The sequence below is a fragment of the Wolbachia endosymbiont (group A) of Norellia spinipes genome, assembly GCF_964273535.1.
The window spans coordinates 1,014,370-1,035,964 of sequence record NZ_OZ187006.1 but is presented as its reverse complement, the minus strand read 5'-3'; the positions used below and the strand labels follow the sequence as shown (position 1 = coordinate 1,035,964).

The window sequence follows — 21,595 nt, the reverse complement described above, 5'->3', positions numbered from 1 at the left end:
AGTAATTTAGGTTTACCGACAACCGTCATCCCGCTACTTGTTAGCGGGATCTAGAGATACCGTGACGATATGACGGTTAAGCTGAGATACCGCGAATGAATCGCGGTATGACGTGGGATTGTGTTAGCTATAGGGTGTGGGGTGCAGGAATAAGTTTGTTTCTTTTTGCATTTGTAATTTTCTAGAAAGCCCTGTATTCTTTGGCTTTATCCGGTCAAAATGAACATGAAGTCAAAGCATTATCCTGATACAGTAAGTAGTCCTGATTTTTCGTCGTTAGAAAAAGAAATCATAAAATTTTGGCAGGAAAATAAAGTTTTTGAGCGGTCAGTTGGAGAACGTTCCAAGGATAATTGTTTTGTGTTTTATGATGGGCCTCCGTTTGCAAATGGACTTCCACATTATGGACATTTACTCACTGGTTTCATCAAAGACGCATTTGCAAGATATCAAACTATGCTTCAAAAAAGGGTTGAACGTAGATTTGGTTGGGATTGCCATGGATTACCGGCTGAGATGGGTGCAGAAAAAGAACTTGGAATATCTGGTAGAACTGAGATAGAAAAATTCGGCATTGAAAAATTCAATAACCATTGTCGTACTTCTGTAATGAGATTTTCATCAGAGTGGGAAAAATATGTCAATAGGCAGGCAAGGTGGGTGGATTTTCATAATGACTATAAAACCATGGATAAATCATTCATGGAGTCGGTCATGTGGGCATTTAAACAGCTTTATGATAAGGGTCTAGTGTATGAATCAGTACGCGTTGTTCCATATAGCTGGGCGTGCGAAACTCCATTATCCAATTTTGAAACAAGGCTTGATAACGCATATAGAGAAAAGACTAGCAAAGCTGTAACTGTTGCATTTGAGCTTTTAGAAAACCCACAGCAGTTTAAAAGTGTTAAACAAAAATGTAAATTACTTGCTTGGACTACAACTCCTTGGACTCTTCCTAGCAATCTGGCATTGGCGATAGGAAAGGACATCAAGTATTGTGCAGTGTCAGTCCACTCTTTGGTGTCATCCCAGCGCGTGACGCTGGAATCTATTTCTGGATCCCAGTGTCGAAGCACTGGGATGACAGAAGTTAATGAAAGGAGTTCAGTGAAGAGTGAAATTTATATTTTCGCTGAAAGCTACCTAGAAAAATTTATCAGCCACTCTGAACAAAACAATATTCCATATGAAAACTGCAATATAAAACTTAAAGCGAATGATCTTGCAGGCCTTTCCTATAAGCCGCTGTTTGATTACTTTAAAGATACAAAGAATGCATTCCGTGTTTTTGTTGCTGATTATGTTACAGGAGAAGATGGTACTGGCGTTGTACACACTGCTCCTGGATTTGGTGAGGAAGATTTTTACCTTTGCCAAAGCCATGATATTCCAGTTATTTGTCCAATTGATAACAGTGGAAAATTTACTGCTGAAGTTTCAGATTTGGCAGGGGTTCATGTTTTTGATACCAATGATACAGTAATAAAAAAATTGAAAGAACAAGGAAACTGGTTCAAAACTGAACAATATATTCACAATTATCCACACTGCTGGAGAACTGACACTCCTTTGATCTATCGCACTATGCCTTCTTGGTATGTTGCCGTTACAAAATTCAAAAGCAGAATGGTAGAGCTAAATAAGAGAGTTAATTGGATACCAAACCACATTAGAGATGGTCAATTTGGAAAATGGCTTGAAGGGGCACACGACTGGTCAATTTCACGCAATCGATTCTGGGGTACTCCGATTCCTGTGTGGCAATCAGATGATACAAGATATCCAAGAGTGGATGTATATGGTTCGATAGAAGAACTAGAGCGAGATTTTAATGTTAAAGTAGATGATTTGCACAGACCATTTATCGATACTTTAACGAGGCCAAATCCTGATGATCCAACAGGAAAATCAGTTATGCGTCGTGTGCCTGACGTATTTGACTGCTGGTTTGAATCTGGCTCGATGCCATTCGCACAAGTCCACTATCCGTTTGAAAATAAGGAGTGGTTTGAAACTGCAGATTTTATCACTGAATACATAGCGCAAACCAGGGGGTGGTTTTATACGCTCTTTGTATTGTCCACTGCTTTGTTTGATAGGGAACCATTTAAGAACTGCATATGCCACGGTGTTGTTTTGGATGTAAAAGGGCAAAAATTGTCCAAGCATTTGAATAACTATGCAGATCCAATGGAGGTTTTTGATAGATACGGTTCTGATGCACTGCGTTTTCTTATGCTTTCTGGATCTATTGTTTGTGGTGGTAATTTGCTACTTGATAAAGAAGGGAATTTAGTACGAGACGTTCTGAAAAACGTAATAAAACCTATTTGGAACAGTTATCACTTTTTTACCATGTATGCAAATGCAGATGGAATTAAAGCTGAAGTTTGTAAGGATTATCAAAGTACTATTGATCGCTACATGATTTCCAAATGTTTTGAAGCTGTAGAAAGTATCCAAACTTCTATGAACAGCTATAACTCCCAAGAGGCTTGCAAAATTTTGATGAACTTTTTTGAAGTGCTAAATAATTGGTATATTCGTCGCAGTCGCGAGCGTTTTTGGAAAAGTGATTTGGATCAGGATAAAACTGATGCTTATAATGTTCTATATACGGTTTTTTATTACATACTAAGAGCTGCAGCCCCTTTGTTGCCACTTATAACAGAGAATATATGGCAAGGGCTTAAGTATGAAGAAACATCTGTTCATTTGGCTGATTTCCCACAATTAGAGAAGTTTGATAGTCAGCTCATTGCCAAAATGGATCTAGTGAGAGAGATATGTAACTCTGCACTCTCTATTAGAAACACTTTTAATATACGTATCAGACAGCCACTTGGCAGTATGATCATTTATCATCAGTCTTCCTGTAGTTTTCTTGAAGGTGAGCTGTTTTCTGTCATCCCAGTGCGTGACACTGGGATCCAGTGTGCTGAAAACTCAAATGAGTACCAAGAGATGATAAAAGATGAGGTAAATGTAAAAAAACTGAAGTTAGTAAACAGACTTGAAGATATTGCATCACTAGAGTTAAAACTCAACTTCCCTGTGCTTGGAAAAAGAATTCCGGAGAAGATTAAGACACTGGTTCAATATGTTAAACAAGGAAAGTGGAAACAAGTTGAATCCGGTGTCATCCGAGTAGCTGACACTGGGATCCAGACGCAGATTCCAGCGTCACGCGCTGGAATGACAGAAAGAGGTCTCATATTTTTGGGGGACGAGTCAGAAAATTATATCATAGAAAAAGGCGAATATGAACTATTATTAAAAGCAAACAGTGAATTCTCCTCTGTATTTGATAACAACAAAGGGGTTGTTATCCTAAACACTACTTTAAATGATGAATTGATTCTAGAAGGGCTTGCAAGAGATGTAGTGAGGCTCATTCAGGAAACTAGGAAACAAGCTGATTTTCATATGTCCGATAGAATCAGAGTAATAATCAAAACAGAAGATGAGAAAATTAAGGAAGCAATAAATACGTGGATTGAATATATAAAAGAGCAGACCCTTGCCTTATCTTTGGACATTAATACAGAAGTTGGAACTAACTTTTATTCTAAGGAATATCAGGATTTAAATGTTAGCATTGAGCGTTAGATTTTTAATAAAGTTGCAAGATTGTCAGTATTTATGCTATACTTAAGGTAATTGGACAAGGTTATGGTATGAATGCTGTTGTAGGTTGTGAGGAAGTTGTTGACTTAAATAACAATAGTGGTGATTTAGATGCATTAAATGGACAACCTAATTTACAAAGAGAATCTTTTGCTACTTCAGAAAAACAGGAAGGACCTGTTGCTACTTTGGAAGAGCAAGAATCTGTTAGTAATTTAAAAAAAATAGGTGCTGATTTTAGCATTCCACTAAGTATATTTCATTATAAAGGTTACGGCTCCGATTTTTTTACTTCCTGGTATAATATATCAAGCGAAATATTTAAGGAAATAAACAGAGCTTGCCTGGAGAAGAAAGTATTAAATTCAGCTCTATCAGTTTTAATGTTTCCTTATGTTGCTTCTGTTGCATTGGGGTTAGTTATATATAAAACAAACAGTAAAACACAAACCAGTTCAGAGGAAAGTAAAACAAAAAAGAGTGAGGTAAGTACAGCAAAAAGATTGGCATATGGCGTTCTTGCTGCAATTGCAATTCTTGTTGATATAGCTGTGCTTATAGCCTTAATTATTCCTGCAACACCCGCCTTAGCTACTTTTTATCTTACAAACAGAAAGTTATCTCATTCTTTGGTTGCTGCTCTAAAAATAAGTAATGGGTTATATCAGAATGAACACCAGAATATTGAAGTGTCTTTTCGTGAAATAGATGCTGGTAAGTCGGACATTAAGTGGGATATGGAAGTTAAGTTTCCACCGCAATTTGAACAATTACTTAGAGATTTATATGAAGATAAAGATGGTAGTTGGTTTAATGTTGCACGTGATTCAGAACATAATACCATACTGAAATTATCAGCTAATATCAATTTAAAAAACGGCCTTAGGCCTTTACGTAATGAGATCAAGAATGTGCTTGCAATTTCGATTCAGGAATTCGCAAAGACTATGGAAGAGCTAATGAAGCTAGAAGGAAAAGATATTACATATGATAAGCTGAAGGAACTGTTGAACGAATTCAGACTGAAAGTGGTGGATAGTGTAGATTCTAAACTGGTGAATTACTTAATACAAAATGCTTATCGAGTTGCTTTTATACAAGCAATTAAATTTGCACAAAAAAGAAGAGAGGAAAAGGAAGATTTTTCATTAGAAGAAAGACTGAAAGAGGTATTAGTGGAGCAAGAACTGAAAAGCCAAGGTAAGGAATTGCCGACTGAAAAGGAAATGATACTAGAAGATCTAAAAAAAGCAGGAGCAAAAGTACCAGATGACTTGGACGATAGAGGGCTTCCTATGTTTAAAGCAAAATGGAAACAGCTTATAAAAGAAGGGAAAATAGCTGAAAGGACAATAATTAATACTTATGAAGATATGTACCCTCAAGAAACAAAGAAAGCTCTAGATAATGCTGAAAGAGAGATTAAGGATTTAAGAGAAATAGGACAGAAAAGATATAATGGGATATGTGAAAAATTAAAAGAGATGCATAAAAATAGGAAAAACGGTAACTTAAAAGATGGTGCTTTAAAAAGGAAATTAGAAGATCTTTTTAAATTTGAATATGATGATCAAAAAGTTGAGGAAAGGCTAATAGAATCGAGAATAAGGACTATTAACACTCTACTGAGTAAGTCAGATAAAAAAATAAAGCAATCTTTAGCAGAAGATTTTAGTGAATTAAAGGAAACAAGGACTTCGGATAAAGTGAATGACTTTGTAGAGAAGATGTATTTAGAAATAACAAGATGTAGAATTCAAGAGTTATTTGAAAAGCAAGGGGAAAGTATAAAGAATGTAGAAGATAATAAGGACATGCTATTCAATGGAGAAGATGAAAAACGTCTAGTAAACAAGATTGTTTCTTATCGAAAAGAAATTGGAGAATATTTTACGCAACCTACAAGACTGAAGGAAATAATAGGAAAGCAGAATGAGGATTTGGATGTTGAGAAAAATAGTAAAGAAGAGAAATCTTCAAGTATGGAGTTAATAGAGTTATGCTTGCGAAATAACCAAGAAATTTTAGAAGCATTAGAGCAATTAGAGTTAAAAAAAGAAGGATTGTTGATAAATGAAGAAACAAAAAATAATTATAGAGAAGAGCTGGAATCTCGTGAAAAAATAAAATTTGCAATAATAGAAGATGATTTACTGAAAGCGTTCGAGCATGAAACTTTTAACGAAGAAGCAATTAAGAGATTATTAGAGGAAGCGGAACTTGAGTACTATTTGGCAGAAAGATGCATCAAATATCCTGTGATTAAAACGAAAGATAATATCAAACATTTTTGTCAAGATTTATTGTCTCCTCTGGTAGACAGGTTAGCGAACCTCATAATAAATAATGTACCAAAAGATAATGGGAATAGTTTGTGGAAGATTTGGAACTCTCTTAAAGTTGGTTTTAATTATAATGTGATTGGATGGTCAGCTACCGTAAACAAAGATAAGAGCACAGAAGGAAAAGCGTTGAGTGTGGCACATGATACTCATAAGGAAATAGAGACATTTCTTCAACATTTCGAATCAAGTTATGAAGAAGTAGGAGCCTTGATAGGTGATGTATTTTCTGATGATGGGAAAACATTTAAAAATGATGTATGGCCTAAAGTAGAAGAGCATTTGCATGGAATGTGGAATAGATTTTTTAAGGATGTTGAATTCAAGATTGGGAATAGATTGGATGAAGTAAGTGTGACACAGCAAAAGCAGAACACTATGATTGTGACTCAATGATGAGTTCTCAAAGTTCCTCCGGTATTTTCATATACCAAATTGACTATAGCACTTGATTCTTTTTGGATCTCTTTTTCAGTTAAAGTGTGGATTGGAGAGCAGAAAGTAACTGACAATGCTATAGACATCTTATTCGGTTCTATATTGTTTCCATGGTATACGTCAAATACTAAAACTTCTGTGATGAGCTCTGAGCTTTTTTTTACCACATTGATTATGTTACCTACTTCCACATCCTTATTTACAATAAATGCAAAATCACGTTTTACACTTTGGTATTTATAATCGATAAATTTCTTTCTACTTACAGGTAAATTTTCAATATTTTCTAGTATTACCTCAAAACCTACAACTTTTTGCTTGATGTCAAAAAGATCTAATATATTAGGATGCAACTCTCCAAAATAACCTGCTACTTTATTCTTAAAAGAGAGAGTGCCTGACTTTCCTGGGTGGTAATGTTCTTTTTCTGCTCTCTCTATCGTTAAATTATCGCAATTGACGTTAAAAAACTCCAAAGCTGCTATGCAATCAGCCTTTGCGTCAAAAACATCTACTTTCCTATCAATATTATAATGGTTTCGCGGTAAATTATTTCCTGTTCTTATTCCACTTAAGACATGTTTAGACTGAGCTTCACCATCGTAAATCGGCCCAATTTCGAAGATTGCAAGATCAGATACTCCATGGGCAATATTATCAGCAGTGACTTGCAATAAATTTGGCATAATACTTGGTCTCATCATATTAAAGTTATTGTTAAACGGATTATCGATGATAAATAACTTATTCGAGTAACCAAATTTTTCAGCTGTTGATTCACTCATAAATGACCAGGTTAGCACTTCATGAAACCCTCTGTTTGTCATCAAAATACGCAAATTGTCGTATGTACTATCTACTTCTTCAACATTATTTGGTAGTGGTTCTTCTTTTATTTTGTCATAGCCGTATATTCTTGTTACTTCTTCAATTAGGTCAGCAGGTATAGTCACGTCCGGTCTCCAGCTTGGTACTTGTACATTCCAATTGCCTTCGGTTTTTTTATCAATACTAAACCCTAGTTTCGTTAAGATATCGAACGTCTCATCAGGTGATACAGATACACTTCCAAACTTGTTTATATCTTGGTAATCAAGGCTTATCTTAGCATCATTCCGGCATGGTTTTTTCTGGATCCCAGTGTCAGCTACTTGGATGACAGAGGTGTATTCTTTATCTAGATTACCGGCAGACACTACGCTTGAGACTTCTCCACCACATAAATCCAAAATCATTTTGGCTGCAAGATTGAGTCCATCAAGGGTAAATCCAGGATCGATTGAACGTGCAAATCTGTAACTAGCGTCTGTGGAGATGCTGAGCTGTCTTGAAGATTTAGTGATAGAGATTGGATCGAGCAAAGCTAATTCCAAAAAAATATTGGTGGTTTCAAGAGTACATTCACTGCACTTTCCACCTATAATTCCAGCAACTCCATGAATATTTTTACTATCAGAATAAATGTTTATATTATTGTCCAGTAAATATTCCTTACCATTTAAAGCAAAGAAGCTTTCTCCATCATTTGCTTTTCTTATTGTAAGTTTGCCATCTACTTTGTTTGCATCAAACGCATGCATTGGACGATTAAAAGATATCATAATATAGTTAGTAATGTCAACTATTGTAGAAATGGAGCGCATTCCTATCGATTCCAATTTATCTTTTAGCCACTTTGGGCTTTCTTGATTTTTTACATTGGCGATGTATATTCCACTAATAAAACTTTCTCCGTCAGTCACTTCAACATCGATTGGTGAATTTATGGAGCTGGTAAGTTGTGGAATGCTTAAAGTCTTTAATGTCCCAATTCCAGTTGCAGCAAGGTCGCGAGCTATTCCATAAATGCCTAAGCAATCTCCACGGTTTGGAGTAACATTTATATCAATTACAGGGTCACAATTGAAAAATTTATCCCCTACTTTATAATCATCGGAAAGCTCGATTATTCCTTCACTTTCCTCTTGAACTAGCGCAAGTTCAGAAGCAGAGCAGAGCATCCCTTCACTTAGCACTCCTCGTATTTTTGTAGGCTTGATTGTGAAATCACTTTCTGGCAATGTGCTACCAAGAGATGCAAGCACAGTTTTCATACCTTCTCTAACATTGTTTGCTCCGCAAACTATTTGTAGAGTTTTACTTCTGTCATCTACTTTACATAATTTTAATTTATCGGCATTTGGATGAGGTGCAACTTCTAATACTTTTGCAACAATAAAACCAGCTAATTTGGTATTGTCGATCACATCTTCTACTTCTAACCCTATGTGAGTTAATTTATCGGTAATTTCTTCTAAACTAGCATTGGTTTCTAAGTGTTCTAATAACCAAGATAATGTGAATTTCATGAACCTTTAAAGAAATAAAAGAGTTATTGTAATATAAAATGTAGTGCTTTTAAAGCTTTTTGTAATGGAATAAAAGGTAACTTCTACATCATAAACAAGGATGCAGAAGTTTTTGTAATTTTATATATTATTGTAGAGAGAATTTATCTTCTCGATATCACCTTTTAAATCTATCTCCATAGAGAGCTTAAGATTCATATTGTGGTTATCTTCATGGAAGTTATGAATGTAACCATCAATAGTTAAGTTTCCTATCATATTATGGCTTTTATCTAGTATTTCGCTTCCCATTTGATAATGGCCATTATATTCGTTAAAGGAGCCATCTGTTAGTTTAATGTATCCACTACCAAATTCCTGCTCTAAATTTAAAGGATGATTAGTGTTAATAAAATCTATTTTGTTCGTAATAATACCTCACTAAAAATTAAATTATAATTAAAATAAGATGTTAAGTCAAGATATTGAATTATTTAATAAGATTAGTAAGTTTTAAAATACAGAGCTGACTGTAATTAACACTCTAATTACATATTTTGTTAATGTATCAATGTTATAATGATACAGGGCTTTATCTTAATTCTTGACTTTGTCCTATAAAATTCATACTTTATTTACTGTTTATAGTTCAGATTAAAATGGCATTAAATCCACTGGAACAGTTTAAAGTATATACAATAATAGAGTTACCTAGGTTATTTGGGTATGACGTAAGCTTTACCAATTCATCTCTTTTCATGATGATTTCGGTGATATTGGTGATACTCTTTTTGCTTTTTGGAATAAAGAAGGGGTCAGTAATACCAGGATATTTGCAAGCTGCAGTTGAATATGTATATGATTTTGTTGTTTCAATAATAGAAAGTAACACTGGAAGCAAAGGCTTGCAGCACATTCCATTGATATTTACAGTGTTTATTTTCATTTTATCATGTAATTTGGTTGGTGTTCTTCCTTATAGTTTCACGGTCACAAGTCATGTGATAGTCACCTTCGCTTTATCGATGGTGGTTTTTATTTATATAACGATTGTTGGATTTAAAGAAAGGGGAGTAGAATTTTTACGCATATTGCTACCAAAAGGAACTCCTTCGTGGCTTGCACCTATAATAATTATTATTAAGTTGTTTGCTTATTTAGTAAGGCCGATTAGCCTATCAATAAGGCTTGCAGCAAATATGATTGCGGGTCATACAATTATCAAAGTGATAGCAGGGTTTATTGTAAATATGAACATATTTCTCACTCCTGCGCCGTTTTTGTTCATAATTGCATTGATAGGGTTTGAAGTATTTGTTGCAGTTTTACAAGCTTATATATTTACTATATTAACATGTGTATATTTGTCAGATGCAGTAAAGTAATTGACTTCCTTGCAGAATATTTTACAATTATACTATAAAGAAATGTTTAAAGGTAATATATGGATTTAGTAGCTTTAAAATTTATAGCAATTGGTTTAGTTGCGTTTGGAATGCTCGGTGCTGGTTTAGGTATAGCTAATATCTTTTCTGCTATGCTGAATGGGATTGCGAGGAATCCTGAATCGGAAGGTAAAATGAAAACTTACGTTTATATTGGTGCTGCTATGGTTGAAATAATGGGATTGCTTGCGTTTTTACTTGCAGTATTATTAATATTTGTTGCTTAACACATGCCACAGCTTGATGTTTCAAACTTCTTTTCTCAAGTTTTTTGGTTTTTAATTTTTTTCTCTTCACTTTTTTTCGTAGTAAGTTGTTTATTTTTACCAAAGTTAGATGAAATAATAAGCACTAGAAGTAAAAAAGTATTGGATTCTTTTAATAGTTCTGTTCATCTTTTAAGACTCACGGAAGAGCAGATTGCCAAGTATAATGCCGCTTTAAACCAAGCTAGAATACAGGCAAAAAGGATCATAGATGATGCACTTGCTCAGGTAGAAGAAATGAGAGCTAATGTTAAGAATATATTAGAAGAGGAAGACAAAAAAATGAGCAAGCTTATTGAAGAAAAAGTGGCAGAATTTAAATCTGAATATACTGATCAGTTAAAACAAATGGCTACTAGTATTGCTTTAATTTATTATACTAAATTGACCAATTCTGAAATTGAAGAGGAGTTTGTTGCTGACTTGGTGTCCAAAGAATTTTAGGGGTTTTTATGTCTACATCACTGATTATCGGTCTTGCCTTCTTGGTAAGTTTTGTCCTTTCGTATAAATTGCTAAAGAAAGTGATAAAAAATGCGCTTAACAATAAGCGTAACAAAAGCAAATTTTCAAGTGAAGAAACTGAAAAATTCAGGAAAGATATGTTGGAGTATTACAAAAAATCTTCTGAAAAATACAAAGAATTAGATGCAGAAGTTAATAAAATGATGAATGAAGCACTTGATAAAGCTAATAGTATCATTAAGCACAATAGACAGCAGCTAGATCAGACATTAGATGACAATGCCCATTCTAACTTGAAGAAAGTCACTGACCAAGTTGAAAAAGCTCTTGGAGACTTACAGGCTAACACAGCGAATATAGCTGCTGATGCTGTAAAAAAAATAATGCATGAACGTAAAGATGATAAGCGTAGTAGCGAGGTCATATCTTCATTTTCACGTGACTTAAATAAAAAATTGCATTAGGTTTAATGCAACAATTGCCTATACTTCAAGCTGATAATGTAGAAAAAATTAAGTTTGATTCTAGTTTATGCAAAGAGCAAGAGAAACTTTTTTACTATAAATTTAATATAATTCCTTGGCAAAAATTAAATGATACTACTTTTTTTATGGTTGAAGACACAAGCCGAGATATCAACCGTTGGGTCGAAGCTCATTACGGTATTGACTATGTATTAATAAAAGTGGATAGCGAACAGATTTTAAATCTTCTTAACTCGCACTTTGGTATTTCAGAATTTGCAAGCAACTACTTATATTACAAGAATGCTAATTTTTCAGCTAAAAGCATTAAACTAAGCTCAATATTTTTTGCTTCTTTCTTTATTGTAACTTCAATTTTAACACTAACAGAGAAATATACATATTTTGCTTTGATGTTGATATTTATAATCGGATGTTCTAGTTATTTATTCAAGTTTATAGCTACAATTTTTAACTTATGTGAAACCTCCAACCAAAAAGTGGATTATAGTAAGCTGAATGAAGAAGATTTTCCTATATATACTATTTTATTGCCTGCTTTTAAAGAAAGTGCAGTGATAGAGCAATTGATCGAAAGCATTGAAAGTTTGGATTATCCAAAATCGAAATTAGATGTGAAGCTTCAGGTAGAAAGTGATGACCAGGAAACGCTAGCAGCTATAGAAAAGTACACTTTACCACAGTATTTTGAAGTAATAAAAGTGCCTCATTCTTTGCCTAGAACAAAAGCCAAGTCATGCAATTATGCTATGAGCTTTGCTAGAGGAAAGTATGCAGTAATATATGATGCGGATGATAAACCAGACCCATTGCAGTTAAAAAAAGCACTGATTGAATTTAATAAGGGCGACGATAAGCTTGCCTGTGTACAGGCAAGGTTGAATTACTATAATTATGATCATAATTTTCTGACAAAATCCTTTTCTCTGGAGTATATGAACTGGTTTCAATACTTATTGCCTGGATTCCAAAAAATGAACATGCCAATGCCTTTGGGTGGTAGCAGTAATCATTTTTCAGTAAAAATTCTAAAAAAATTGTTTTTCTGGGATGCTTATAGTGTTACCGAAGATGCTGACCTTGGTTTGAGACTTGCGCAAATGGGATATAAAACCAGGATGATTGACTCAGAAACATTGGAAGAGTCACCAATTGCTGTATTTGCTTGGATTAAGCAAAGAGCGCGCTGGATCAAAGGCTATATGCAAACTTATATTGTTCATTTAAAAAATATAAAGTCACTTTATAAACACACTGGATTTAAGGGAATTTTGCTATTGAATCTTTTTGTTGGCTCTGCAGCTTTTATATTTTTTACTACTCCATTTTTACTGCTTTCATTGATATTAACTAAAGTTTTAAATGAATTATTTTTGTACTACTTTGTAGTGGTATACGTTACTAACCTGATTCTTTTGGTAATAGCTGTCAAACAGCAAAAGATGCCTTTTTATTTTTATATAGTATCGATATTTTTTCCGGTCTATAGTCTGCTACATAGTGTTGCAGCTTTTCTTGCCTTATGGGAATTTATTCTTTACCCTGAGTGATGGAACAAAACTCAGCATGGTTTATGGAATCAAAACCTGTAGCTATTTGGCTTTTTCTCTGCTGTATTATGGTAATTCTCATGGTGGGGATTGGTGGATTTACCAGACTTTCAAAAGCAGGATTGTCAATCACGGAGTGGAAACCCATCACTGGAACATTGCCACCACTGAGTGGACAAGATTGGCTACAAGAAAAATTAAAATATGAAACTACACCTGAGTATAAAGCATTCAACTATGGTATGAGTATGGAGGAATTTCAGGCTATATACTTAATAGAATATGTACACAGATTGGTTGCAAGACTAACAGGTTTAGTTTTTGTCCTGCCATTTATATATTTTACATTAAGAAGAAAAATATCTAAAAAGGTAGTAATAAGGCTATTTGTGGCATTATTATTTGGAGCTTTACAAGCTTTTGCTGGTTGGTATATGGTTAAAAGTGGTTTAGTAACTGAACCTCATGTTAGCCACTATAGGCTTGCACTTCACTTATTATTAGCATTAATTGTCTTTGCATTATTGTCATATCAATTTTTTGATTACCAAATCAGGCCAAAGCAAACTAAACTTAAGATTAGTAGTGACACTATATACTACACAGGGATGATTTTGGCCCTAATTGTAATACAAATAATTTTCGGTGCGTTTGTTGCGGGATTAAATGCTGGTTTGATTTACAATACCTTTCCACTAATGGACGGACAAATCGTTCCAGAAGATTTATTTTTCTTACACCCTATATGGCTGAATATCTTTGAGAACAGAGCAACAGTGCAATTTATACATCGAGCACTGGCATTGCTAATACTAGCTTTGGTAGTAATACTCACAGTAAAAAATGCTAGCGTAAAACCGGTATATATTATGCTGCTCTCCGTTATCATTCAGATCATTTTGGGTGTAATTACTCTATTATTGCACATACCAATAGCCATTGCCATAGCTCATCAAGTGTTTTCATTTATCTTGTTTGGGTCAAGTTTATACTTCTTGTGTTATTTAAGAAAGCAGAGCTAATACTACATCACCAATCTGCACATTTTTTCCTTCTTGAACGAGAATATTTTTTATCACCATTGATGCTTCAGCACATATGATATTTTCCATTTTCATTGCCTCCACCACAAATAAAGGTTGTCCTATTTCCACCTGATCTCCTATATTTACGTGCAACTTAACTAATAAGCCAGATATTGGGGATTTTACAGCATCTGCTGAAATCCCTTCTGTTTCATTATTTAGCATTAACCTACTTAATTCAGCTACATGAGGCTTAAATATACAACACTCAGCTTTCATGCCTGCATGTCTTATGAAGTATTTGCTGCCTTGTTTTTCTACTTTAAATGTTATATCAGCATCATCATTAATTGTAATATATAGTAACTTATGACTTGATTTCCACTTGCCTACTACAGAGTATGTATTGTGGTTATATACTGTTGTTAATATATTATCTTGATATCTTGCACTTACGGAGTACTCATTGTCATTTATATTCACTATGAATAAATCTCTTGCACGGTCACCTGCCATCCGAGTAGCTGATACTGGTGCCCCTTCTTTTTTACTAGATTCCAGTGTCACGCACTGGAATGACACCTGAGGTGTTTCATTCACTGCTTTATGATGGTACCTTTCTTCATTTTCCAAATGAACATATAACGCAGTGAAAATAAATATTTTAATATACTCCTCTGTAACAAAATCGCCGTGAAACCCACTAGGGTAATGGTCTGGAATGAATCTCGTATGGAGCTTTGCTGCAATAAAATTTGGGTGATGGAAGATGGATTCTAGAAATTCTATATTATTTGTTACTCCTTCTATATAGCATTCAGACAATGCTTTTTGCATTCTACTGATCGCTTCTACTCTATCTTTTCCATATGTTATAACTTTTGCAATCATTGAGTCATAGAACGTGCTAATTTCTGAACCTGCAGCAACTCCATCATCTATTCTTACATAATCATTTTCATCCGGTTTATCGTAATATTTTATTCTTCCGCTGGAAGGGAAAAATTTCTTCGATGGGTCTTCAGCGCAAATTCTACTTTCTATTGCAGAACCAGTAAGTTTAATATCATCCTGATTGAATCTCAATTTCTCTCCACAGGAAGTTCTAATCATTTCTTCTACTATGTCTATTCCAGTTATAAATTCTGTTACTGGATGCTCAACTTGCAATCTCGTATTTACCTCAAGAAAATAGAAGTTTTGGTCTTTATCTACAACAAACTCAACAGTGCCTGCTGAAAAATAGCCAACTTGCTTTGCCAGAGAAACACATTGGACATACATTTTTTGTCTTACTTCTTCACTAATGAATGGACTTGGCGTTTCTTCCATTATTTTCTGGTTATTCCTTTGTATCGAGCATTCTCTTTCTCCAAGACACACTATATTGCCATATTTATCTGCTATGATTTGTATTTCAATATGTCTTGGTAGTTCTATATATTTCTCTATAAAGATACTGCCATCCTTAAAACTTTTCTCTGCTTCATTTGTTGCTGATGTGAACGCTAGTTCAATTTCTTTTTTGGAATTTACAATTCGCATTCCTTTGCCACCACCGCCTGATGCAGCTTTAAGCATAACCGGAAAGCCAATTTCTTCAGCAACGATGGCTGCATGAGCGACATCTTTAATCTTGCCCATATATCCTGGTACTACATTTACTCTAGCCTTTCTTGCCTCTTCTTTTGCCGTTATTTTATTGGCTGTAACTTCTATTGTTTCTGCACTGGGACCGATGAAGTCTATATTATGTTTTTGAAGAGCACGTGGAAAATCTGGATTTTCCGCTAAAAACCCATAACCAGGATGAACTGCCTGTGCACCTGTTTCAACTGCTACCTCGCATATTTTTTCGATGTTTAAGTAACTGAGGCAAGATGGCGAAGGGCCAATATACCTCGACTCATCTGCTTGCCTTACATGCACAGAATTTATATCCGCATCCGAATATACGCATACACAAGATATATCCATCTTATGGGCAGTTCTGATAATCCTGCAAGTAATCTCTCCTCTGTTTGCTATTAAAATCTTACTGTACTTCTTTTCCGTCATCGTATCAGTATACTTTCTTAAGTTAAGAAAGTAAATTTCTATATCATTGCCTGCAAGTAATTTCTAGCTTCATCAAACACCCAAACCTTCTCCTGCAAGTTGTACATTAGTTTCCACTAAAGTGCTTTCGTTATGCAAGGCATGTATCTCGTTACATGCCTTAACTGACAGGTATGTGACTCCGCCAGAAGCTATTGCAACCATCGAGCTTAGTGCAAAAGTCTGAGAAGATAGATACAGAAAATATAAAGATAAACACAAGGCAGCAATACACGCTATAGCCCCTACTATATATAAACACAGGTGAAACTTCTGATTACATATAAAGCTGTCTTTTATGTCTGCGATTTGCTTAATTTCTTTCTGTTGTGCAGCATCTAAGTAATAAAGAGGAGTTTCCCTTTTCTTATTAAAAGCATGGTCTTTACTGCAGAGCGCATCTTTAATATATTTTTTATTACATTTGAGTTCCTCTTTCAATCTGCTTACTTCTTTCCGATCTCCAGCTTCTTCTGCTTTTGTAATTTTGTTATCAGCTTCCGTCTCTAAGTAATGCACAATCTCTTTTACTGCAGGCAGCAAAATCCCACTCCTTGCTGCTTCATGAAATGGATTATTTCCATATTCATTATGCGCAGTTACAGAAGCAATGTTCTTCCTGCAAATGTCTACAAATTTATCTTTTTTTGGTATTCTTGCAGCTAGATGCAAGAGATTATCTGCCCGTACTATTTGTTTTGTTTTATCAAAAGGGCCGGTGTAACGCCAACTGACAGTAGCTTCATTATCTGAAAGCAATTTTGCTATATCTACAAGTCCATCCATAACTCACCTCGCTATATTCAACCAATAATAAATTATACAACATAACTTATGAAAAACAAGTAAATTTTATCTCTCAGAATAAATAAATTCCACATTGTTGCAAGCATAAATTTTAGCTATCATCATTTACATTACTGTAATAGACAAATATGCCAGACGTAGTCACTAGATTCGCTCCATCACCAACAGGGTTTTTACACATTGGAGGGGCTCGTACTGCTTTATTTAATTGGCTCTACGCGAGGCACCATGGTGGCAGGTTTTTGCTAAGGATTGAGGACACCGACAGAAAACGTTTAACACAAGAAGCAATTGATGCAATTATAGAAGGGCTAAAATGGCTCGGTGTGAGTTATGATGGAGAAATAGTATATCAGTCAAAAAGAATAGAGCGGCATAAAGAAGTAGCAAACCTTTTAGTTGAGAAGGGTAGGGCGTATCACTGTTACTGCCCTGAAGATGAAGTTGCAGAAAAGAAAATAAAAGCAAGAGAAGAGGGCAAGATATACAAGCATAAATGTACTACAAAACCTCCTTCTTGTCATCCCAGTGCTCGACACTGGGATCCAGAAAAAAATATGTGGTCACGCGCTGGAATGACATCGGGTGTGAGGTCAGTTATCCGTTTCAAAGTGCCAGACTCGCAAGAGATCGTCGTTGATGATAAAATATACGGCCAAATCGAAGTAAATAGCGACCAGCTTGATGATATAGTGATCTTACGCTCTGATAACACTCCAACATATATTTTCGCCGTGGTAGTTGACGATCATGATGCTGGAATAACTGATATAATACGCGGTTCTGACCATCTCACTAATACTTTTAAGCAATTGCTAATATACCAGGCTCTTGATTTTGATGTTCCACGTTTTGCACACGTACCGCTTATCCATGGGGAAGATGGGAATAAGCTATCCAAAAGGCATGGTGCCACAAGCGTTTGCGATTATGAAAAGATGGGAATATTGCCAAAAGCGATGCGTAATTACTTGCTGAGACTTGGCTGGAGTCACGGCAACGATGAGATTATTAGCGATGAGCAAGCAATAGAGTGGTTTAATTTAGAAAGTATTGGTCGTTCACCTGCACGGCTCGATTTCAAAAAACTGGAGCATTTGAATAACCACTATATTAGTAATATGAGCAATGAAGATATTCTGACTCTAATGCTTAGAGAAAATACTCTAACTGACAAAAAAAAGGGCTATTTACTGCAGGGACTGACAGAGCTGAAAAAAAGAGCAAACTACCTGACCGAATTATTGGATTTAGCAAAATTTTATATTCAAGATCCGCCACTTGATTTAAGTGAAGAAGCTTGTCAAATTGTCAAATCTAACCTCAATATAATTAAGTTACTCGCATCATTTCTGTCAAAGATCGGTGATGAAAATTGGAATAAGGGTTTTTTATCTTCTCAGATCAAGGAATGTGCAAAATCACATGATATGAAAATAAGCAGTGTATACCACTCATTACGTGCCCCTATAACTGGAGTAATGGATGCACCTGGAATCATCGATATCATGGTGATTCTTGGTAAAGACGAGTGTATAAGAAGGTTACAAGCAATTTAAATGAAATAAGAAAATTTCTTGACAAACTCCGCCAGCCCCCTTATTATGACAATAAGGGTATTTATGACTCAAAACTTGTTTTTGACCTGCAGGCTCAATGACAAAATTCAGTAAAAAACTCAGGGTATTTATTGGCGGATTACATAAAATTATAGCGGCTGCATGTCTTTTTTATTTTTTCTACATTCAGCCAAATCGCGCTTATTTTAAGCGTTAGCACATTATTACAGCGCCACTTACAGTAATATAGAGTCAAAACTCGCACCACGGGGCTTCTTTTGCCTTTTTTTCGTTTGGTAAATTTCTTAACGTTTGTAGCTAAACGACAACCGTCATCCCGCTACGTGTTAGCGGGATCTCTTGTTAGCGGATGAGATACCGCGAATGAATCGCGGTATGACGGTTCGCGGTGGAATGACGATAACTTCGTCATTCCGCTATGTGTTAGCGGCTAAGAGATACCGCGGCAGTATGATGGTTAAGTAGGGTGTCATCCCAGTGTCAAGCACTGGGATGACAAAAAAGGGGCTACTCGGATGACAAAAAAAGGAGCACTGGGATGACAGCTAGCCTGACAACCGTCATCCCGCTGCTTGTTAGCGGGATCTAGAGATACCGTGGCGGGATGACGAGGATGCCGCCGCGAACTTGTCATTCCAGCGTCACGTGCACAACTGTACGAACGTTGTGATTTTGGCCCATCAGGAGGGTGTCATCCCAGTGCTTGACACTGGGATCCAGGAATTTTAATTGTAAGTAAGCATACTGAGTTGATAAGTATAAAAGTAGCTAGAAAATAAACATTTTTGATGAGATTATATGGAAAACTGGATTCCAGTGTCAAGCACTGGAATGACAAGAAGAGGGTACTTGGATAAGAGGCATTGCCCTTCTGGTAGGCCCAAATCACAATGTTCGTACAGTTATGCGTTATGCGCTGGAATGACAACGTAAGGTGAATTTTTCAACATCCCAAAATTACAGAATTTAGTCTGTTTAATTAAGTGTGAACTGTTACACGAAAATTTTGTAAACAGATTAATATGCCCTGTTTTTGCTATTCATCTAAAAATGGAGCCATAGAGTACGTTGATGAGCATAAGCAAATTTTAATGCAAAAATTACTATCAGAAAATAGATTACGCAAGAGGTCTAATTATTCTGCCGCAATTTTGCTCTATCAAACTTGCCACATTTAATATTCCAGCTTCGTCATAATAATTTCCAATCACTTGCAAGGCAAGTGGTAAACCCTCATTGGAAAGCCCAACAGGAACAGAAATAGCAGGCAATCCTGCAAGACTTGCTGGCACGGTAAACACATCATTGATGCACATAATTAGCGGATCTGGCTTTTCATTTAAGCCAAAAGCTTCTGTTGGAGCAGATGGCACAAGTATGTAATCTATTTTTTCAAACGCTTTTATAAAATCATTTCTGATTAATGCTCTAATGCACTGCGCTTTTTCGTAATATTCATTATAATGACCTGAAGAAAGCGCATAAGCGCCAATTAAAATTCTTCTTTTCACCTCTTTACCAAAACCTTCTGCTCTTGTTAGTGAATACATTTCTTCAAGGGTATCAGCATCAAACCTTAATCCATAACGCACACCATCGTAACGAGCAAGATTGGATGAAGTTTCAGCAGAACAGATTAAATAATAGACCGGTATTGCATATTTAGTATATGGCAGAGTAATGTCAACAACTTCAGCGCCATTTTCTTTTAAATAGGAAGCAACTCTTTCCCAATTATGAACTATTTCCTCTGAAATTCCATCCATCCTATATTCTTTTGGTATACCAATACACTTACCCTTGACATCACCATTTATAAAGCTAGAAAATTTAGGCACTGGCTTTTCGCTCGATATTGAATCTTTTTTATCATAGCCACAAATTGCTTCCAGCATTAATGCTGAATCAGAGACAGAACGAGTAATGACTCCTGCTTGATCCAGAGAACTCGCAAATGCAATCATACCAAAACGCGAGCATCTTCCATAAGTTGGCTTTATTCCAACTACTCCACAATAAGCTGCTGGTTGGCGTACAGATCCACCGGTGTCGCTTCCTAACGCTCCAGCGCATAAAAATCCAGCAACCGATGCTGCAGATCCACCAGATGATCCACCAGGAACAACTTTTTCCCCATCACTTTTTCTAATCCACACATTTTCAACAGGGCCAAAATAGCTGTTTGTGTTCGCAGAACCCATAGCAAATTCATCCATATTAAGCTTACCGAGCATGGCTGCTCCACTTTTTAAAAGCAAGTCAGACACCGTAGATTCGTAAGTCGGAACGAAATTTTCCAGCATTTTTGAGCATGCTGTTGTTTTTATTCCTTTTGTACAGAATAGATCTTTGATGCCAACTGGTATACCCATGAGCGGCGAGATTAAATCATCCTTTTGCCTAGAGAAATGTTCATCTGTAGCTTTAGCAGCTTTCATTGCTATCTCTGGGGTTTTTGTTATAAATGCATTTAATTTCTCATTTTCAACCGCACTGATGTGCGCCTCCACGAGTTCAACAGCGGAAAAACTCCTTTTTTTGAGCCCGTCATGCATTTGTGTAATACTTAACTTTTTTAGTTCATTCATCAATATTTAATTTTTAGCAAGACGTTAATTATAACATGGCACGATAAAAAATCCATACATTTATAGTTACAGCTAGAAATATAGCTAAGAACCTGTACATAATTGATGCTCAGAGTGTAAAGAACGCAGATACTGCTGAAGAAAAAGGCTATGACGCTGGTAAAAAAATCTCAGGGCCATATCGCAGTTGATACTCAAGACATGCAATTTATGTAGCAACTGCAGGAACAACTAGTGCTGTGAGAATGGTCAACAATGCAAAAGAAAACCTTTCTGGAGTTAAAAATATACTGGTTGATGCGGGCTATACAGGAGAGAATTTTGCAACTCAAATAAAAGATATTATTGGTGCAACTGTTGAAGTAATAAAGCGAAGTGAATTTGAACAGGCTCTTACAAAGTATACAAAAAACGTTTACAATCAACGTTCAACGTGATAAATTAAAGACGGTTTATTCCTCGGTAGCTCAGTGGTAGAGCAGTTGGCTGTTAACCAATTGGTCGCTGGTTCGAATCCAGCCCGGGGAGCTCTTCTCTGTGAAATTCTAGT

At 35.6% G+C, this 21,595-nt stretch carries 15 protein-coding genes, 1 tRNA gene and 1 pseudogene; 12 read left to right on the top strand and 5 right to left on the bottom strand.

Features of this window, described 5'->3' with window-relative positions; all coding sequences use genetic code 11:
• The first annotated feature begins 225 nt into the window (after positions 1-225).
• Together ileS and ACFZP3_RS05055 are read left to right on the top strand one after the other, a co-directional pair.
• Entirely contained in the window at positions 226-3,612 is a 3,387-nt protein-coding gene (gene ileS, locus ACFZP3_RS05060) for an isoleucine--tRNA ligase (protein ID WP_386087116.1), read from the top strand.
• Positions 3,613-3,680: 68 nt separating this feature from the next.
• Positions 3,681-6,368 carry a hypothetical protein gene (locus ACFZP3_RS05055; RefSeq protein WP_253309469.1) on the top strand — a complete coding sequence of 896 codons (2,688 nt, stop codon included), beginning with the start codon at positions 3,681-3,683 and terminating at the stop codon, positions 6,366-6,368.
• On the opposite strand, the gene pheT is transcribed toward ACFZP3_RS05055, so the two are convergent.
• Both pheT and ACFZP3_RS05045 read right to left on the bottom strand, forming a co-directional pair.
• Positions 6,362-8,758 (bottom strand): phenylalanine--tRNA ligase subunit beta, encoded by a 2,397-nt coding sequence (pheT, locus tag ACFZP3_RS05050; RefSeq protein ID WP_265016522.1) that lies wholly within the window; start codon positions 8,756-8,758, stop codon positions 6,362-6,364. The two genes, ACFZP3_RS05055 and pheT, sit on opposite strands and share 7 nt — an antisense overlap.
• 120 nt (positions 8,759-8,878) lie before the next feature.
• Entirely contained in the window at positions 8,879-9,049 is a 171-nt protein-coding gene (locus ACFZP3_RS05045; RefSeq protein WP_341812316.1) for a hypothetical protein, read from the bottom strand.
• A 347-nt stretch (positions 9,050-9,396) separates the two neighbouring features.
• Here ACFZP3_RS05045 and ACFZP3_RS05040 point away from each other — a divergent pair, with 347 nt between their 5' ends.
• From ACFZP3_RS05040 to ACFZP3_RS05015, 6 genes are read left to right on the top strand one after another with little or no spacing between them, the layout of a single operon-like run.
• Positions 9,397-10,122 (top strand): F0F1 ATP synthase subunit A, encoded by a 726-nt coding sequence (locus tag ACFZP3_RS05040; protein WP_253309466.1) that lies wholly within the window; start codon positions 9,397-9,399, stop codon positions 10,120-10,122.
• 59 nt (positions 10,123-10,181) lie between these two features.
• A complete protein-coding gene (locus tag ACFZP3_RS05035; RefSeq protein ID WP_250294934.1) occupies positions 10,182-10,409 on the top strand; it encodes a F0F1 ATP synthase subunit C in 228 nt (75 codons plus the stop codon).
• A 3-nt stretch (positions 10,410-10,412) separates the two neighbouring features.
• Positions 10,413-10,892 (top strand): hypothetical protein, encoded by a 480-nt coding sequence (locus tag ACFZP3_RS05030; protein ID WP_264688424.1) that lies wholly within the window; start codon positions 10,413-10,415, stop codon positions 10,890-10,892.
• Positions 10,893-10,900: 8 nt separating this feature from the next.
• Positions 10,901-11,377, top strand: a complete 477-nt coding sequence (locus ACFZP3_RS05025) for a hypothetical protein (protein ID WP_064125097.1) — start codon at positions 10,901-10,903, stop codon at positions 11,375-11,377.
• Between the two features lie 14 nt (positions 11,378-11,391).
• Positions 11,392-12,948, top strand: a complete 1,557-nt coding sequence (locus ACFZP3_RS05020; RefSeq protein ID WP_386087115.1) for a glycosyltransferase family 2 protein — start codon at positions 11,392-11,394, stop codon at positions 12,946-12,948.
• A gap of 23 nt (positions 12,949-12,971) precedes the next feature.
• Positions 12,972-13,970, top strand: coding sequence for a COX15/CtaA family protein (locus tag ACFZP3_RS05015; RefSeq protein ID WP_253309463.1), 999 nt, complete (start codon positions 12,972-12,974; stop codon positions 13,968-13,970).
• On the opposite strand, the gene ACFZP3_RS05010 is transcribed toward ACFZP3_RS05015, so the two are convergent.
• Together ACFZP3_RS05010 and ACFZP3_RS05005 are read right to left on the bottom strand one after the other, a co-directional pair.
• A complete protein-coding gene (locus ACFZP3_RS05010) occupies positions 13,953-16,031 on the bottom strand; it encodes an acetyl-CoA carboxylase biotin carboxylase subunit (protein WP_386086979.1) in 2,079 nt (692 codons plus the stop codon). The genes ACFZP3_RS05015 and ACFZP3_RS05010 overlap by 18 nt on opposite strands.
• Before the next feature lie 72 nt (positions 16,032-16,103).
• A complete protein-coding gene (locus ACFZP3_RS05005) occupies positions 16,104-16,856 on the bottom strand; it encodes an ankyrin repeat domain-containing protein (protein WP_253309461.1) in 753 nt (250 codons plus the stop codon).
• Between the two features lie 149 nt (positions 16,857-17,005).
• On the opposite strand from ACFZP3_RS05005, the gene gltX reads away from it, so the two are divergent.
• Positions 17,006-18,436, top strand: coding sequence for a glutamate--tRNA ligase (gltX, locus tag ACFZP3_RS05000; RefSeq protein ID WP_386086978.1), 1,431 nt, complete (start codon positions 17,006-17,008; stop codon positions 18,434-18,436).
• A 1,139-nt stretch (positions 18,437-19,575) separates the two neighbouring features.
• Here gltX and gatA read toward each other — a convergent pair.
• Positions 19,576-21,045 (bottom strand): Asp-tRNA(Asn)/Glu-tRNA(Gln) amidotransferase subunit GatA, encoded by a 1,470-nt coding sequence (gatA, locus tag ACFZP3_RS04995; protein ID WP_386086977.1) that lies wholly within the window; start codon positions 21,043-21,045, stop codon positions 19,576-19,578.
• Between the two features lie 98 nt (positions 21,046-21,143).
• Between gatA and ACFZP3_RS04990 the strand changes: the two are divergent.
• The 3 genes and pseudogenes from ACFZP3_RS04990 to ACFZP3_RS04980 all read left to right on the top strand — a co-directional run.
• A pseudogene (locus ACFZP3_RS04990) lies at positions 21,144-21,255 on the top strand (IS5/IS1182 family transposase); the annotation flags it as partial.
• Between the two features lie 35 nt (positions 21,256-21,290).
• Positions 21,291-21,482, top strand: coding sequence for a hypothetical protein (locus tag ACFZP3_RS04985; RefSeq protein WP_253309452.1), 192 nt, complete (start codon positions 21,291-21,293; stop codon positions 21,480-21,482).
• Positions 21,483-21,501: 19 nt separating this feature from the next.
• Positions 21,502-21,573, top strand: a tRNA-Asn gene (locus tag ACFZP3_RS04980).
• The last annotated feature ends 22 nt before the right edge of the window (positions 21,574-21,595 follow it).

Coding starts and splice junctions, on each gene's coding strand:
- ileS (WP_386087116.1), top strand. CDS start 226: ATGAAGTCAAAGCATTATCCTGATACAGTAAGTAGTCCTGATTTTTCG.
- ACFZP3_RS05055 (WP_253309469.1), top strand. CDS start 3,681: ATGAATGCTGTTGTAGGTTGTGAGGAAGTTGTTGACTTAAATAACAAT.
- pheT (WP_265016522.1), bottom strand. CDS start 8,758: ATGAAATTCACATTATCTTGGTTATTAGAACACTTAGAAACCAATGCT.
- ACFZP3_RS05045 (WP_341812316.1), bottom strand. CDS start 9,049: ATGGGAAGCGAAATACTAGATAAAAGCCATAATATGATAGGAAACTTA.
- ACFZP3_RS05040 (WP_253309466.1), top strand. CDS start 9,397: ATGGCATTAAATCCACTGGAACAGTTTAAAGTATATACAATAATAGAG.
- ACFZP3_RS05035 (WP_250294934.1), top strand. CDS start 10,182: ATGGATTTAGTAGCTTTAAAATTTATAGCAATTGGTTTAGTTGCGTTT.
- ACFZP3_RS05030 (WP_264688424.1), top strand. CDS start 10,413: ATGCCACAGCTTGATGTTTCAAACTTCTTTTCTCAAGTTTTTTGGTTT.
- ACFZP3_RS05025 (WP_064125097.1), top strand. CDS start 10,901: ATGTCTACATCACTGATTATCGGTCTTGCCTTCTTGGTAAGTTTTGTC.
- ACFZP3_RS05015 (WP_253309463.1), top strand. CDS start 12,972: ATGGAATCAAAACCTGTAGCTATTTGGCTTTTTCTCTGCTGTATTATG.
- ACFZP3_RS05010 (WP_386086979.1), bottom strand. CDS start 16,031: ATGACGGAAAAGAAGTACAGTAAGATTTTAATAGCAAACAGAGGAGAG.
- ACFZP3_RS05005 (WP_253309461.1), bottom strand. CDS start 16,856: ATGGATGGACTTGTAGATATAGCAAAATTGCTTTCAGATAATGAAGCT.
- gltX (WP_386086978.1), top strand. CDS start 17,006: ATGCCAGACGTAGTCACTAGATTCGCTCCATCACCAACAGGGTTTTTA.
- gatA (WP_386086977.1), bottom strand. CDS start 21,045: ATGAATGAACTAAAAAAGTTAAGTATTACACAAATGCATGACGGGCTC.
- ACFZP3_RS04985 (WP_253309452.1), top strand. CDS start 21,291: ATGGTCAACAATGCAAAAGAAAACCTTTCTGGAGTTAAAAATATACTG.